Origin of the sequence: Paenarthrobacter aromaticivorans (assembly GCF_019038615.1) — a bacterium.
GTDB classification, from domain to species: Bacteria; Actinomycetota; Actinomycetes; order Actinomycetales; family Micrococcaceae; genus Arthrobacter; species Arthrobacter aromaticivorans.
In genome coordinates this window covers 403,786-417,935 of record NZ_JAHOPC010000002.1, presented here as the reverse complement: position 1 = coordinate 417,935, position 14,150 = coordinate 403,786, and the positions used below count along the sequence as shown (strand labels likewise).

14 protein-coding genes are annotated in these 14,150 nt (G+C 64.6%); 4 read left to right on the top strand and 10 right to left on the bottom strand.

The genetic code is table 11. The features are described 5' to 3' along the window. Positions 1 to 15: 15 nt before the first annotated feature. The 8 genes from KSW38_RS05465 to KSW38_RS05430 form a co-directional block, all read right to left on the bottom strand. On the bottom strand, positions 16 to 528 hold the full coding sequence (locus KSW38_RS05465; RefSeq protein ID WP_216923575.1) for a gluconokinase: 513 nt from the start codon (positions 526 to 528) through the stop codon (positions 16 to 18). After that, positions 525 to 1,598, bottom strand: a complete 1,074-nt coding sequence (locus KSW38_RS05460) for an L-idonate 5-dehydrogenase (RefSeq protein WP_216923574.1) — start codon at positions 1,596 to 1,598, stop codon at positions 525 to 527. The genes KSW38_RS05465 and KSW38_RS05460 overlap by 4 nt, the downstream gene beginning before the upstream one ends. Continuing rightward, the gene (locus tag KSW38_RS05455) at positions 1,598 to 2,368 is read right to left on the bottom strand and encodes an SDR family oxidoreductase (protein ID WP_216923573.1); all 771 of its coding nucleotides are present in this window, start codon (positions 2,366 to 2,368) and stop codon (positions 1,598 to 1,600) included. Before KSW38_RS05455 ends, KSW38_RS05460 begins: the two co-directional genes overlap by 1 nt. 62 nt (positions 2,369 to 2,430) lie before the next feature. After that, positions 2,431 to 3,369 carry a 2-hydroxyacid dehydrogenase gene (locus KSW38_RS05450; protein ID WP_216923572.1) on the bottom strand — a complete coding sequence of 313 codons (939 nt, stop codon included), beginning with the start codon at positions 3,367 to 3,369 and terminating at the stop codon, positions 2,431 to 2,433. Positions 3,370 to 3,435: 66 nt separating this feature from the next. Beyond that, on the bottom strand, positions 3,436 to 4,197 hold the full coding sequence (locus KSW38_RS05445; protein ID WP_216923571.1) for an SDR family oxidoreductase: 762 nt from the start codon (positions 4,195 to 4,197) through the stop codon (positions 3,436 to 3,438). A gap of 141 nt (positions 4,198 to 4,338) precedes the next feature. After that, positions 4,339 to 5,352 (bottom strand): 5-oxoprolinase subunit C family protein, encoded by a 1,014-nt coding sequence (locus KSW38_RS05440; RefSeq protein WP_216923570.1) that lies wholly within the window; start codon positions 5,350 to 5,352, stop codon positions 4,339 to 4,341. Further along, positions 5,349 to 6,080 carry a 5-oxoprolinase subunit B family protein gene (locus KSW38_RS05435; RefSeq protein ID WP_216923816.1) on the bottom strand — a complete coding sequence of 244 codons (732 nt, stop codon included), beginning with the start codon at positions 6,078 to 6,080 and terminating at the stop codon, positions 5,349 to 5,351. The genes KSW38_RS05440 and KSW38_RS05435 overlap by 4 nt, the downstream gene beginning before the upstream one ends. Positions 6,081 to 6,082: 2 nt before the next feature. Beyond that, positions 6,083 to 6,868, bottom strand: a complete 786-nt coding sequence (locus KSW38_RS05430; RefSeq protein ID WP_216923569.1) for a LamB/YcsF family protein — start codon at positions 6,866 to 6,868, stop codon at positions 6,083 to 6,085. 396 nt (positions 6,869 to 7,264) lie between these two features. Here KSW38_RS05430 and nac point away from each other — a divergent pair, with 396 nt between their 5' ends. Together nac and KSW38_RS05420 are read left to right on the top strand one after the other, a co-directional pair. After that, entirely contained in the window at positions 7,265 to 8,212 is a 948-nt protein-coding gene (gene nac / locus KSW38_RS05425; protein ID WP_216923568.1) for a nitrogen assimilation transcriptional regulator NAC, read from the top strand. A gap of 123 nt (positions 8,213 to 8,335) precedes the next feature. Next, complete coding sequence (locus KSW38_RS05420) at positions 8,336 to 8,578, top strand: hypothetical protein (protein ID WP_216923567.1); 243 nt, start codon at positions 8,336 to 8,338, stop codon at positions 8,576 to 8,578. Positions 8,579 to 8,731: 153 nt separating this feature from the next. Here KSW38_RS05420 and KSW38_RS05415 read toward each other — a convergent pair whose 3' ends face one another. Together KSW38_RS05415 and KSW38_RS05410 are read right to left on the bottom strand one after the other, a co-directional pair. After that, the gene (locus KSW38_RS05415) at positions 8,732 to 9,427 is read right to left on the bottom strand and encodes a 4-carboxy-4-hydroxy-2-oxoadipate aldolase/oxaloacetate decarboxylase (RefSeq protein WP_216923566.1); all 696 of its coding nucleotides are present in this window, start codon (positions 9,425 to 9,427) and stop codon (positions 8,732 to 8,734) included. A 46-nt stretch (positions 9,428 to 9,473) separates the two neighbouring features. Next, positions 9,474 to 10,682 (bottom strand): aspartate transaminase, encoded by a 1,209-nt coding sequence (locus KSW38_RS05410; RefSeq protein ID WP_216923565.1) that lies wholly within the window; start codon positions 10,680 to 10,682, stop codon positions 9,474 to 9,476. Positions 10,683 to 11,015: 333 nt separating this feature from the next. Between KSW38_RS05410 and KSW38_RS05405 the strand changes: the two genes are divergently transcribed. Next, positions 11,016 to 11,570, top strand: coding sequence for a hypothetical protein (locus KSW38_RS05405; RefSeq protein ID WP_254186099.1), 555 nt, complete (start codon positions 11,016 to 11,018; stop codon positions 11,568 to 11,570). Between the two features lie 338 nt (positions 11,571 to 11,908). Continuing rightward, a complete protein-coding gene (locus tag KSW38_RS05400; RefSeq protein WP_216923564.1) occupies positions 11,909 to 14,089 on the top strand; it encodes an amylo-alpha-1,6-glucosidase in 2,181 nt (726 codons plus the stop codon). Positions 14,090 to 14,150: the final 61 nt, after the last annotated feature.

Genomic DNA, 14,150 nt, shown 5'->3' with positions numbered 1-14,150 from the left:
CAAAGCAGATGTCACCTATGACAATTTCAGCTGGAGTGACTCCACCAGAAGATCCAGCGGCTGCGTGATGTCGCCCAGTACGTGGGCCTCGTCCGCCTCCAGGTCCTCCAGGGCGGCGAACTGTGAGTCCAGCAGGGCGCGCGGCATGAATTCGTGGGAACGGGCATCCATCCGGGCGCCGATTGTTGCCGCGGTGCCGGTGAGGTGGACGAAGACGACATCCGGTGCATAACTGCGCAGGAGGTCCCGGTACCTGCGCTTGAGCGCAGAGCAGGCAACTATCGGCGGGACTCCCGCGCCGCCGTCGTTCTTCCCTGCGAGCAGCTCCCCCAGCCGGGCAAGCCATGGCTCGCGGTCCGTGTCCGTCAACGGAATCCCGGCGGCCATCTTCTGCTTGTTGGATGCAGGATGGAAATCATCCCCGTCCAAGAACGGCATGCACAGCCCCTGCCCAAGGAGGGCGCCTACCGTGGACTTGCCGCAGCCCGATACACCCATGATTACCAAGGGAGGCAGCTGCCCGCTCACAGGGCATCACCCGGTTCCCCAAAGCTGAGGAGGACCTTGCCGGAGGTGGTGGAGTCTTTGGCGACCTCGAAGGCGTGCAGGGCATCGGCCAGGGGGTATTCGTGGGTGATCACGGGATCGATGTGCAGGGAATCGTCTGCGAGGGCCGTTATGACCTCATCGATTTCGTCGTTGAAGCGGAAGGAGCCCTTGAGCTCGAGTTCGCGGGTGATGGCCAGCGAGATGGGCACCGGCTGCATGCCGGTGGGCAGCAGGCCGACCATGACCACGGTGCCGCCGCGCGCCGCGCCGTTGATTGCGGACGCGAGGCCGTGGTGGTTGCCGGAGGATTCGATGACGACGTCGGCCTCCACGGCCGCGATGGCTGCGGTGTCCGCGGCGTTGACTACCTCATCCGCCCCGACGGCCCTGGCGATCTCCAGGGGCTTGGAGTGCAGGTCGACGGCGGTGATGTGGGCGGCTCCGGCACGTTTGAGGACGGCGACGGCGAGAGCGCCGATGGGCCCGGAGCCGATCACCAAGGCCGTCTTGCCGTTGATGTCGCCAGCGCGGGACACGGCATGCCAGGCCACGGACGCGGGTTCGATCAGGGTCGCGGTGCGCAGGTTCAGTCCCTCGGGCAGCGACCGGAGCATCCGCACCGGCAAGGTGACGTACCGGCTGAACGCGCCGTCCGTGTGCGGGTAACGGGCGGCACTGCCCAGGTAGGTGCAGCCCGGGGACAGATTGGGGCGGTCCGCCGGGTACCTCCCGGCGCCCGGGCCCGGGGTGGCGGGGTGGACGGCGACGGCGGTCCGCACCTGCGGGCCTGACCCGTTGGCCGCGGCGCGGACCACCACGCCGGAGATTTCGTGGCCCAGGACCAGCGGGGCCTTCAGGATGGACTCCCCCGCCGCGCCGTGCAGCCAGTAGTGCAGGTCCGAGCCGCAGATCCCGCCGTACCGGACCTCCACTACTGCTTCGTCGGGTGCGGGCTGGGGCAGAGGGACCTCGTCGATGCGGAGGTCGAGGGCCCCGTGGGCCACCAGAGCCAAGCCGGTTGCCGGGAGTTCTTCTGTGATTGGAGCCATCAGACCACCACCGTCATCCCGCCATCGATGAAGATGGTCTGTCCGTTCACGAAGTTGGACCCGTCCGAGGCCAGCCACACCACGGGACCGGCGAGGTCCTCCGCGGTGCCCCAGCGGTGGGCAGGGGTCCTGCCGAGGATCCAGGAGTTGAATTCCTCGTCATCCACCAGATTCTGGGTCATTTCGGTGTGAATGTAGCCGGGAGCAACCGCGTTGATCTGCAGCCCCGAGGCAGCCCATTCGGCGGTCATCGCCCGGGTGAGGTTCCGCAGCCCGCCCTTCGCCGCGATGTACGGGGCGATGGTGGGGCGTGCCAGATCCGTCTGGACCGAGCAGATGTTGATGATCTTGCCCCGCCCACGGGTAATCATGTGCCGGGCAGCCTCGCGGCCCACCAGGAAGGCGCTGGTGAGGTCCGTGGAGAGGACGCGTTCCCAGTCAGCGACATCCAGGTCGAGCATGGGGACGCGGTGCTGGATGCCGGCGTTGTTCACCAGGATTTCCAGCGGCCCCACGTTGTCCTCGATCCACCGGATGCTGCGGGCCGCGGCGCCGTCGTCGGTGACGTCGAAGGCAATGCTGTGGATCCGGCCCGGCGGGAAATTCGCTGCCATGGCCGCCTGGGCGTTCTTGAGCCGCTCCTCGTTGACGCCGTTGAGCACGACTGTTGCTCCGGCGTCGGCCAGTGCCCTGGCAAGGGCGGAACCGATGCCCCTGCTCGAACCAGTGACCAGGGCTACGCGCCCCGTGAGATCAAAAAGCCCTGTCATGTCCTGGTGATTTCCTCTTCATCGTTGTTTCGTACCGCGGCCTGCATCAGATCCCGGGGCCCTTAGAACGGGCCCTGCTGGACAAGGTTGGCCGGGGTTTGGCCGGCGGCGAGGGCCTCGAGCTGCTGTTTCAGGAGTTTCAGGATCCGGGGCTCAAAGGCCGAGGCGTTGCCGCCAACGTGCGGGGTGATGAGGGCATTCTCCGCGGCCCACAGCGGGTGGCCGGCGGGCAGCGGCTCGGGATCGACGACGTCGATGGCGCATTGCAGGCGGCCGGACACCACTTCGCGTGTCAGTGCCTCGGTGCTGATGACCGCGCCGCGGCCCACGTTCACCACCAGGGATCCGTCGGGCAGGGCGGCCAGGACTTCCGGGCCCACCAGATGGTGTGTGTTGTCGTTCAGGGGCAGAACTGAGACCAGGATGTCGTGGTCCGCGGCGAGGGTCACCAGTTCCTCCGGGCCGTGGACCTGTCCGGCCGCGTCCGTGCGTGCAGTGCTTCCCACCCGGGTAATGGTGACCTCGAAGGGTTCGAGGCGCCGGGCGAGTTCCTTGCCGATCCCGCCGATGCCCAGCAGCAAGACTTTGCGGTCCGCGAGGGACTGTCGGCGCTGGGGCTTCCAGCTTTCGGTTTGCTGATCCTTGACGGCCTGGTCGATGCCGCGCAGCTTGGCCAGGATGAGGCCCACGGCCAGCTCTGCGGTGGCAGCTGCGTGGACGCCTGAGGCGTTTGCCACTGCGGCGCCCGGACCCGCGGCCTCGCGGACGCCGTCGTACCCTGTTGACTGCGTCTGGACGAATTTAAGGTCCGGGACCTTGCTCAGGGAACCCATCACTGCCCCGGCGTCGACGTACGGGAGGATGACGCCGTCGATGCCGCCCAGCTCCTCCCCCGGCTCCTCCTTCATGTCCCACACCACGCCCCGTAGTCCATCGGGGAGTGGCGAGAGGTCAGCCAGGAGCTGGGGTTCGGGGAAACTGACTGTTTGTACTAACTGCATCTGGAGTGCCTATCGGTTGGGCGGTGGGAAGGTAGTTCGCCGGGTTTGGGTGTCGCAGGGGCGGCTTTAGTCGGAGTCCCCGCGACGGTCGAAGGTGAGGCCGCCGGGGACCTGGAAGGTGGGCATGAGTTCCAGCATGCCCACGTTGACGTGCCGAGGGGTTTCGATGGCGTAGTCCAGGGCGTTGACGATGTCGTCGGTGGTCAGCGACTCGTAGCCCTCGTAGTACGTTTGCCAGGCTTCTTCCATGGCTTCCGGGCTGCCGCCCATGTTCCGGCCGAAGATTTCTGTTTCCACGCGGCCGGGGCAGATTTCGGTGACGCGGATGCGCTTGCCCACGGTGTCGTTTCGCAGCTGACGGGAAATCTGGTGCACCGCGGCCTTGGTGGCGTGGTACACCGTGTGGCCGTAGAAGTTGTAGGTACCCGCGATGGAGCTGATGTTGACCACATGGCCGAGGTCCCGTTCCACCATTCCGGGCAGCACCAGCCGGGTGAGCTGCAGCAGCCCGCGGAGGTTGACGTCCACCAGTTCGTCGATGTCCTGCTCGGAGGAATCCAGGATGTTGCCGGGCCTGGAAACGCCCGCGCAGTTCACCAGGACGTCCAGTTTCAGGTCGCTGACGACGGCGGTCAGGGCGGCGGTGTCTGTCAGGTCCACCACGTGCGGGATTACTCCCGTACGGTCCGCCAGTTCAGCGAGGCGTTCCTCATTGCGGGCGACTGCGTGAACGGTGAGGCCGCGCTTGGCTAGCCGTTCGGCGATTGCGGCGCCCATGCCAGTGGATGCACCGGTTACGAGGGCGGTGGTGTAGTCGGAAAAAGGCATTGGTACTCCAAAAAGTGGGAATGGGCGGGCTCTTACCTCCGGCAACGGGCTGGACGTAAGAACCCCGGGTTGGCAGGGGTTAGGGATCGCGCGGCGGTTGGTGGGCGCGGAACTCGGCGGTGGGAAAAGGATTCATGATGTTCAGGCTCCTGACGCTGGGCTGAGTTCGTGCCAGCGCTGGCCGGCGCCGATGCCGAGGAGTCCGAAGACTGTGTTGATGGTGTTCCGGAGCCTGTCCAGTTCCAGGCAGGCGGTGCGGTGCATGGCTGTTGCTTCAGCCACGGTTGTCTTTCTGAACGTGATGGTGTGTCCAGGCCTGGCTTGCGCCAGGAGATCGAGGGAGCGGCTCGTGACCACTGCAAGGACCGGGTAGCCGGCCGTAACGCCGCGTCCCCGGTGCAGCACCAGCAGCTCCTCCCGGGACGGGACTTCGATGGCCCCGACCGGAACGCCGCGGGAGAGCACTTCGGAGGTGAGCTGGCGTTCGGGAAGGGCACCACCGAGCCTGAGCCCGATGTGGTTGCTGCGGGGGCTCACGGTGTAATGCGAGGTGAACAGCAGGTCTGCCGTGTCCCCGAATTCCGCGACGTCCGGCCCGCCGGTGACGTCGATGACCGGGTTGGTGGTGAAGACGGGTTTGGTGAGGCCGAGCCGGAACAGTGGCAGGCCAAGGTATGGCTGGGTGATGGGCGCCGTGGTCTTCCGCGTTTCGAGGCGGAAGCCCTCCACGAGCTTCAACCCGAAGCCCACCACAGTGTCAGGGGCGCAGCTGCCCAGCAGGCTGGGCACCGTGAAGGAGCCGTGGACGGCGATGTAGGCTCGCAGTCCGGTCCGGATTCCCCGAACTGCCACGACTTCGCCGGCCCGGACGGACACCGGCTCCCATTGCGGGCATTCCCGGCCGCCCACCGTGAGGTCCAGGGGCGCTCCGGTGACGGCGATCAGCAGGTCGGTGGCGGCTCGCATCCGGAAGTCCAGTGCGGTGAGTTCCAGGAGGGGGGCGTTGTCTTCGTTGCCCGCAAGGATGTTGGCGGCCTTGGCTGAATACTGGTCCAGGGCGCCGTTGACGGGGAGGCCGTAGGCCGGACCCTTCGTCCGGCCGAGGTCGGTGACCACGGAGTGGCCCGGCTGCAGGATGATCAGTGAACCGGTCATGGCCGGGCTTCCAGGAACTGCCCCGCGAAGTTTTCGAAGTCCTCCGCGGGGATCCGGTAGAAGCGCAGTTCATCCCCCGGGACGTAGGGCACCAGAGGTTCGCGTGCTGCGTCCAGGACCGTCAGGGGGGTCTGCCCGATGACGCACCAGCCACCCGGTGCCACTGCGGGCGCGATGACGGCCTGGCGTCCGGCCACGGACACGGCACCCGCGGGGACCGACAACCGTGGGTCCTTCAGTCTGGGGACGGGCACCGGGAAGTCCGGCCCATCCATCATCGGAGAACCTGCCGGCGCCCCGAGGCAACGGATGACGTAGGTCTTTGCGGTGTGTCTGGCGATGACGTCCTCAACGTCCAGGCCCTGGTGGTCCGCCACGCGGTCCAGGTCGGGTCCGTAGTCGCCGCCGTAAACCACGGGGACTTCGAAACGGCGCGGTTTCCGCATGGCGATGCCGGTGAAGTCCAATTGGCGCATTCCCAGGAGGACGAACGCCCGGATTTGGCGCGCGGACGTGACGTAGGGGTCGAATTCCACAAGTACCGAGTCGTAGGTAGGAACGGCCCCGTAAATGCCGTCGACGCCGGCGGTGGCCAGCCAACCCGCCAGGGAGTGGACGGTGGACCAGTTCGCTTCCGCGTCACCGGACCGTGCCACGACGCGCAGGGCGGCGTCACCGGATTCGAAAATATCCAGCGCCGTCGGCGTTGTCGTTGTCGTTGTGGCCATGGTCATGACACCCTCTGCTTTGTCTCGAGAACCTGTGCCAGCGGGGCGATAGTGACGCCCGCGGCGATCAGTTCGCTGCGGATCAGTCGGGCCAGTTCGACGGCGCCCGGGTTGTCGCCGTGCAGTAGCACCGTGTCTGCCTGGATGGCGATGTCCCTGCCGGAGGCAGTCTCGATGAGTCCTTCACAGACCATCCGCACAGTGCGCTGGACGATGACGGAGGAATCGTGGATCACGGCGCCGGGCTGGCTGCGCGGCACCAGCGTGCCGTCATCCTGGTAGGCGCGGTCGGCGATGCCCACGATGGCAACCTGCAGGCCGCGGCCTGCCGCGGCGGTGGCGAGTTCTCCGTCCTGCGCAAGAACGATCAGAGCGGGGTCCACGCGCACGGCGGCATCGGCCACTGCTTCGGCGTAGTCAGCCCTCGTGGCCACGAGGTTGCCCAATCGGCCGTGCGGAGCCAGATGCGAGACCGACCCCCCGTGGTAGGCAGCGAACGCTGTCAGTGCTCCCAGCTGGTAGATGACGTCGTTCCGGACTTCGTCAGGCGTGAGGTCCATGGCCCGGCGGCCAAAGCCGCGGAGGTCGGGAAAGCTGGGATGGGCTCCGACCCCGACTCCTTTCCGGATACATTCGGCCACAGTGGCATCCATGATGTCAGGGTCCCCTGCGTGGAAGCCGCAGGCGATGTTGGCACTGGACACGATCTCCAGGAGGGCTTTGTCGTCACCGATCGAGTAGGCACCAAAACCTTCACCAAGATCCGCTACGAGATCGATTGTGGGCATTGTGGGCCTTTCTCTGACGGGTACTGCGGGTTTAAATGAGTGTGGCATCGGAACTTAGTCGACACAAAGACGTATGTGGTATCACGCAATAGTGGAAAGTTATGACCTTCGCAAGGCGGTATTGGCGCTGACCCACGGAATATACGCAGCTCTTGTTTCGTAATTATAAAATTGGTGCGACCATAGACTCTTTCCCCTGTTTATGCAAAAAACATATGCCGCCATCAAAATCATCGATGGCTTGGAAGGGGATAGAATGTCCTGGTCATTGGAAAGTCATCTGCAATTAACCTATGCCCGAGACTCGGATCACACAAAGACGTAATGCCTGTCCCGCCATAGCGCCAACGTATGACCCCGCATGCTGTGCCGTCCCCGCTGGAAAAGAGGAGCGCTATGGACACCCGGAAGCTGGCCTACTTCGTCAAGATCGTCGACTCAGGAAGTATCACCAAGGCGGCCGCCGCGCTCCACGTGGCCCAGCCAGCGCTGAGCCAGCAGGTGTCCGCCCTGGAGACGGAGCTGAAGCAGCGGCTCCTGATCCGGAGCAAGCAGGGAGTGGAGCCCACAGCGGCCGGCCATACCCTGTACCGGCACGCGCAGACCATCCTGCGGCTCGTGGAGCAGGCCAGGATAGATGTGGCAGCTTCAGGAGCAGCGCCTTCGGGCCGAGTGTCGATAGCGATCGCGCCCTACAGCATGGCCTCAAGCCTCACTCCGCGGATCATCAGCGAGGTGGGACGGCGCTACCCGGACATCGTGCTGCACCTGACCGAGATTTACGGGGGCGTGCTCAGTGAGGCCATCAAGAACGGCCGGTTGGACATGGCACTCATCTATGAACCCGGGCCCATCCGGGGGGTGCAGTTCACCACCCTCATCGTCGAGGACCTGTACCTGATTGTGAACTCCCGGCGGGAACTTCCGGTAGCGGCCGTGGACACCATTACCCTGGACGAGGTGGCTGCTGTCGGGCTCTTCCTGCCGGAACAGATCCACACCCTTCGGCAGGTGGTTCAGGCGGGCATCGACAGCAGGGGCTTAAAGCTGAAGCTGGTAGGTGAGGTGGAATCGGTCCCCTCGCTCACCCGACTGCTCCGCACGGACCTCGGTGCGACTATCTTGCCCAAGTCGGCCGCGGATGCCCTGTTCCACGAAGAGGACTTCCGGGTCCTGAGGATCGTCGAGCCCGCCCTGCAGTGCAGGATCGCGCTGTGCACGCCCGACCATGAGCCTCTATCCGAAGCCGCGTCAGCCGTCCTGCTGGTACTGAAGGAAATGCTGCAGGAAATGCTCCGGAGTAAATATTCCCCGCTCCCCACCGCACCGTTCGAGGCATCATAAGCAGGCCTTATCAGGTCACGCCGCTTTAGTCTTATTCAGGGAATTGCGTGAGTTCTAGGATAAAAGCCATAAAGGTTTCGCCAAAGGCGATACCGCGGCAATAGATTCCCTGGAGCCCAAGCCATGAAGAAGATCACCCGTCTGCAGTACAGTAAGGCAGCTGAAAGAAGAATCCATCTGAAAGCCAGCACCGGTTCACATTGCCCCACCAACGGTTTTTGGCGTCCCGAAGACGGGCCCGCCTCCGATCCGGTCTTCGTGTTCGAGGGAAGCATGATGCCCCCTGGCAAGTGCGGCTCCACCATGTGGTACCTGGAGGACGCGCAGGTGGGACCGCCCGCTTACCTGCTGCCCGGCATGAACTGATTAGTCGTTAAACCAAGAGGCGAGGCCCGGAGTTCCGAAAGGGAACCCCGGGCCTCTTGGCTTAACGCCCCTTGGCTTAAGCGTCGAATGCTGGGCACTCGTCGCCATAAGGAGTCACGGCGACAACTGCCCAGCAATCGTGGGAGTGGGTGGTTACAGGGCTGGCTCCAGTTCGGCGTCCTCCACCAGCAGGCCCTTGGCCTTCAGGACGTCCGTCAGTTTGCACAGCTCGATGGTGGTGCCGCCTTCCTTGTAGCGGCGGATGAGGTCGTCCTCTGCGTCCACGCGCGCCTGCGACAGCTTGATGACTTCCTCGATCTCGTCCTTGCGGACCACCACCACACCGTCGGCGTCACCCAGGAGGACATCGCCGGGGTAGACAATCTCGTCGCCGAACACCAGGGGATGGTTGATGGGCCCGATAGTTTCCTTGACGGTCCCCTTGATGCAGACACTGCCGGAGAAGACCGGCAATCCAAGTTCGATCAGGTCCTTGGTGTCGCGGACACCGGAATCCGTGACCATACCGGCCAGGCCTTTGGCCTTCATGGCGTTGCCCAGCACGTCGCCGAAAGTCCCGGCCTCTTCGTACTCACCGGCAGCTACCAGGACGACGTCACCCTTCTGGGCATAGTGTATGGCCACCTGGAGCATCAGGTTGTCCCGCGGCGCACAGACGACGGTGACAGCGGGGCCGCAGAAGGACATGCTGCGGTCGATCGGTTTGATCCTGGAGCTCAGTGCACCTTTGCGGCCCTGAGCTTCATGCACTGTGGCGGAGGAGAATTTGGAGAGGCGCCTAATGGCGTCCCCCGATGGCCGGTCGAATTTTGTTTTGACGTGGATCATTTGGGTGCTCCTGTGGTTGGAAAGCTAGGCAAAGGGGATGGTTGGGTCAGGCCAGCGCCGTGACGGCCTTTTCGATGGCGGCAACGGATTCCTCGATCACCGGCAGTCCGGTGGCGTAGGAGATCCGGAAGTACGGGCTCAGTCCGTAGGCCGAACCCTGGATGACGGCAACAGACGCTGCTTCCAGCAAGTAGAGGGTGAAGTCCTCGTCGTTGGTGATCTGCCTGCCATCGGGTGTCGTCTTGCCGATGACCCCGGCGCAGTTAACGTACGCGTAAAAGGCGCCATCCGGCGTCGCGCATTGCAGGCCCTTGACGGCGTTCAACCCGGCAACCGCAGCGTTGCGCCGTTCGCGGTACACGTCTACGCTTTCGCGGACGAATCCCTGGTCTCCGGTGAGGGCCGCGGCGGCAGCGGCCTGGCTGATGGAGGACGGGCAGGAAGACATTTGGGACTGTAGCTTGTTGATTGCAGCCACCAGTGGCGCCGGGCCGCCAGCGTAGCCCAGACGCCATCCGGTCATGGCGTAGGCCTTGGAAACGCCGTTGGTGACCAGCACACGGTCCTTGAGTTCCGGGGCAACGGCCACCATCCCGGCGATGCGCTCTTCGCCGAAGTGGATCTCGTCGTAGATCTCATCAGTCAGGACGTAGACGGCCGGATGGTCCTTGAGGACGGCGGCCAGGCCGGCCAGTTCCTCGCGGGAGTACACCGCTCCTGTGGGATTGGAAGGCGTGTTGAGAATGACCCACCTTGTGCGTTCCGTCAGTGCCCCGGCCAGGGCCTCAGGGGTGAGTTTGAAGCCAGTATCCTCGCCGCAGGAAACGATGACGGGGGTGCCTTCATTAGCGAGCACCATGTCCGGGTAGGAAACCCAGTACGGCGCGGGGATGACAACCTCGTCGCCCTGGTCCAAGGTGGCCATGAATGCAGTGAAAATGACCTGCTTGCCACCGCCGCCGATGGTAATCTCGGCCGGCGTGTACTGCAGGCCGGTCTTGCGCTGCAGCGTCTGCAGGACTGCCTTTTGCAATTCGGGTGTCCCGGTCACGGACGTGTACTTGGTTTCACCGCGGCCGATGGCTGCGGTCGCAGCGTCCTTGATGTGCTGCGGTGTATCGAAGTCGGGCTCTCCGACCGTCAGGTCCAGGATCCGGCGACCCTCGGCCTTGAGCTCCCGCACACGGGCCGCCGCGGCAACGCTGGGCGAGGACTTGATACGGGTTACGCGTGATGCGGGCACGAATTCAGGCATATTTTCTTCCAGGCTTCCGGGACAGACGAGTGTGGTTCATTCGAGCCTAGGGAAGCAACCGTCCTCTTGGATAAGACCTAAAGTGCGTGGACAGATAAGCAGCCCTTATGACGAAGCAGCCAGAACTTTCGCGTATTGCTCCACGCACTTTCGGTATTGCCTTCCGCGCTTGCCAGCGGCGTAACCTGCAGGGTGGACAACGGACCCAAAGACGACACAGCGCCCGCCCCGCGACTTTCCTCCCAGTCCGTCGGGGAGAACCGCGGGAAAGGTTCCCCCCGCCGCCGGCAAGCCGCGCTGACATGAAAACACCAACGGAGACAAGGAGCAGAGGTGCTCGGTAGAGAAACTCAGGAGCGGACACTTCCGCGTGCAGCCGGTAGCGGGACGGGCAGGAGCGGCGTGGCCGCCTACCGGTACCGGGGCGCGCCGACGCCGGACCCCGCCACGGCCCGCGCCCAACAAGTCCTGGCCTCGCTGGCCCAGCTTCGGAGGACCATCGCGCTCCGGTCCAGCCGGGTGCGTGCCCTCACCGCCGAGCTGGGTGACTGCGTTGCCCAGGCCGTGTGTGACGGCGTGAAAGTTGCCGCCCTCGCACAAGCCACCGGCGTGCCTGCCGCCAGTATCCGGTCGGCCGCGGTGGCCCGCGGGGAACTGTATCCGTCGGGCCAATCCCGGAGCGATCACCTTCACCTCATTGCAGGATTGGCTTTGGAGCTGGCCGCGGCCGAAGGCGCCCGGAGCGCTCTGGAAGAGGAACGCACGCAGATACTGGCCCTGGCAAGGAAATCCCGAGTGCTTGACGACTACCAACTCGCCGGGGCAAGCGGTCTGAAGTCCGACGAAATCCGGAAAATGACCAGGGGTGTGGGCTTGCGTGTGGCCTAGCCCGGACGATCCGTCCGGGCGGATCCGCTACCTGCCGTCTTCCGCCCTCGGATAGGGGACTCGTTCCTCTGCCAGCCTGGGCCCAGTGGGCTGTGTATCAACCCGGGCACAATCGTTTGCCAGTCCCTGCATTTGAACGTGCTCCTAGTCAGGGCCGGCAGCGGAAAGGTAATCGCGCTGGTTTGTCCTAGGCGGACGCACGTGTTGAGGAGTTCCGCTTCGCTTCACGCCTCCGCACTGGCGGCGACTGGCAACCAAGCGTAGCGTCTTTTCGAAGAGGCCAGCGCAAGCACGGTGTCTGCTTGTAGGCGCTTCGGTTTGTCACGGAGGAGGCCAGGATGGCGGGGTGGAATGCGGATACGGCGGCCGGTCCGCTAGGGGCTGGCTCTGTGACGTTGGTCGAGGGTTCATCCTTCTGTATTTCGTCATCCAACGGGGATATTCAGGCCGGTCGTCCGCATGGGCTCTTCGTGGCCGATGTCAGGATCCTTTCAATATGGCGACTGACAGTGGATGGGCAGGAGCTTGAACCCCTGACGGCGGAGACAAAGGAGCCGTTCCGTGCCGCATTCGTTGCAAGGATCCCCCGTTCCGAGGGCTACGCGGACAGCCCACTTATCGTGGAACGGCTCCGGGAAGTGGGAGCCGGGCTCCAGGAGCAGCTCACCGTGCACAACTACTCCCAGGAGCCGGCTGAGTGCCTCATCGTTCTGGAAATGGGGGCCGACTACGCGGACCTCTTCGAGGTGAAGGAGGCACGTATCCGGCGACGGTGGGAGGAAACACGGGAAGCCGACGACGGGATGCTCACCATTCGGGGCAGTTGGCGGGACGTCCGCAAAGGCACCGCTATCCACGTACCTGGTGCCGGGATTTCCGGCGACACCGTCCAATATCGGGTGTCGGTGCCCCCTCATGGGCAATGGAGCACAGTCTTGACCGTTCTCCCCACCGACAATGGAGCCCACGTTCCGGCTTTCGCCCATTCCGAGGGGGATGGCCTGTCTCCCCGGGATCGTCGCCGAAGGGAGTGGGTTGCGAAGATCCCCGTACTGCAGGTGGCCAACCGCTCCGTGGAACGGACCCTGCGCCGCAGTTATGACGACCTGGGCGCTCTTCGGATCGAGGACCCCGAGCATCCGGAGCGCGTCGTCGTCGCCGCCGGTGCGCCCTGGTTCATGACCCTGTTCGGCAGGGACTCCTTGTGGGCTTCGGTGATGGCGATGCCGGTGGACCCCTCGCTCGCGTTGGGCACACTCCAGACCCTCGCCGACCGCCAGGGCACCGTGGTGGACCCCCTGACGGAAGAGGAGCCGGGCAAGATCCTCCACGAGGTCCGGCTTGATGTCTCCAGCGGCCTGTCCCTGGGCGGCAAGTCGAACTACTACGGCAGCGTGGATGCCACTCCCCTGTTCCTGATGGTGCTTGGGGCGGTGAGCCGTTGGGGATTCGCTGCGGACACCATCAAGGCCCTGCTGCCCCACGCCGACCGCGCACTGGACTGGATCGTGAACTACGGCGACAAGGACGGCGACGGCTTCGTTGAGTACCAGCGGCTCAACGACCAGGGGCTGATCAATCAGGGCTGGAAGGACTCCTGGGACGGCATCAACTTTGCCGACGGCACCCTGGCCGAGCCGCCCATCGCGCTCTGCGAGGTACAAGCCTACGTTTACGTAGCCTACCTCTCACGTGCATGGCTGGCCTACGAGGCCGGTGACATGGCATTGGGCAACGACCTCACCGACCGCGCTGCCCGGCTGAAGAAGCAGTTCAACGAGCAATTCTGGATCCCGGAGCGCGGGTATTACGCCATAGCGCTCGACGGCAGGAAACGTCAGGTCGACGCATGCGCCTCAAACATGGGGCACTGCCTGCTCCAGGGCCTGATTGACGAAGACAAGGCCCCGCAAGTCGCCGCGCACCTGATGTCACCGGAAATGTTCAGCGGGTGGGGCGTACGCACCCTGGCCAGCAACATGGGCGCCTACAACCCGGCCAGCTACCACAACGGGTCCGTCTGGCCCCACGACAACGCCATCATCACGGCCGGGCTTCTCCGGTACGGCTTCGTCGCCGAAGCGCAAAGAATCGCCACCGGGATGATGGAGGCCGCCGAGTTCTCCGACGGCCGCCTCCCGGAACTGTTCTGCGGCTTCGGCCGCGACCACCTAGCCACTCCCGTTCCTTACCCCACCGCGTGCTCGCCCCAGGCGTGGGCAGCCACCGCACCCATCCAGATCGTGTCCAGCCTGATGCGTTATGACCCCGTTGTGTCAGCCGGTGGAGTCTGGCTGGATCCCGTCCTCCCCCAGTCCTTCGGGGATCTGCACATCTCAAACGCCCCGCTTGGCAACGGACGCATCACCATCGACATTGCCGGCTCCGTCCCGTCCATCGAGGGACTGCCTCCGGGGATGGCGCTTCACCGGGGACACCGGCCATGGATGTCCGAACTGGTAGAGGAAGCGGTACGGCGTCGTGGAGATACCCGCCCCACGTCAAACCCACTTCCCTAAGATCGGGTCATGCGCCAATGGCTGCCCCACCCTGTCGCCCTGTAGCCGATGCGAGCCACGG

Bases quoted from the DNA above. Each gene is read 5' to 3' on its own strand.
- KSW38_RS05450 (WP_216923572.1), bottom strand. From the start codon at position 3,369: ATGCAGTTAGTACAAACAGTCAGTTTCCCCGAACCCCAGCTCCTGGCT.
- KSW38_RS05460 (WP_216923574.1), bottom strand. From the start codon at position 1,598: ATGGCTCCAATCACAGAAGAACTCCCGGCAACCGGCTTGGCTCTGGTG.
- KSW38_RS05455 (WP_216923573.1), bottom strand. From the start codon at position 2,368: ATGACAGGGCTTTTTGATCTCACGGGGCGCGTAGCCCTGGTCACTGGT.
- KSW38_RS05420 (WP_216923567.1), top strand. From the start codon at position 8,336: ATGAAGAAGATCACCCGTCTGCAGTACAGTAAGGCAGCTGAAAGAAGA.
- KSW38_RS05415 (WP_216923566.1), bottom strand. From the start codon at position 9,427: ATGATCCACGTCAAAACAAAATTCGACCGGCCATCGGGGGACGCCATT.
- KSW38_RS05400 (WP_216923564.1), top strand. From the start codon at position 11,909: ATGGCGGGGTGGAATGCGGATACGGCGGCCGGTCCGCTAGGGGCTGGC.
- KSW38_RS05435 (WP_216923816.1), bottom strand. From the start codon at position 6,080: ATGGCCACAACGACAACGACAACGCCGACGGCGCTGGATATTTTCGAA.
- KSW38_RS05430 (WP_216923569.1), bottom strand. From the start codon at position 6,868: ATGCCCACAATCGATCTCGTAGCGGATCTTGGTGAAGGTTTTGGTGCC.
- KSW38_RS05445 (WP_216923571.1), bottom strand. From the start codon at position 4,197: ATGCCTTTTTCCGACTACACCACCGCCCTCGTAACCGGTGCATCCACT.
- nac (WP_216923568.1), top strand. From the start codon at position 7,265: ATGGACACCCGGAAGCTGGCCTACTTCGTCAAGATCGTCGACTCAGGA.
- KSW38_RS05440 (WP_216923570.1), bottom strand. From the start codon at position 5,352: ATGACCGGTTCACTGATCATCCTGCAGCCGGGCCACTCCGTGGTCACC.
- KSW38_RS05410 (WP_216923565.1), bottom strand. From the start codon at position 10,682: ATGCCTGAATTCGTGCCCGCATCACGCGTAACCCGTATCAAGTCCTCG.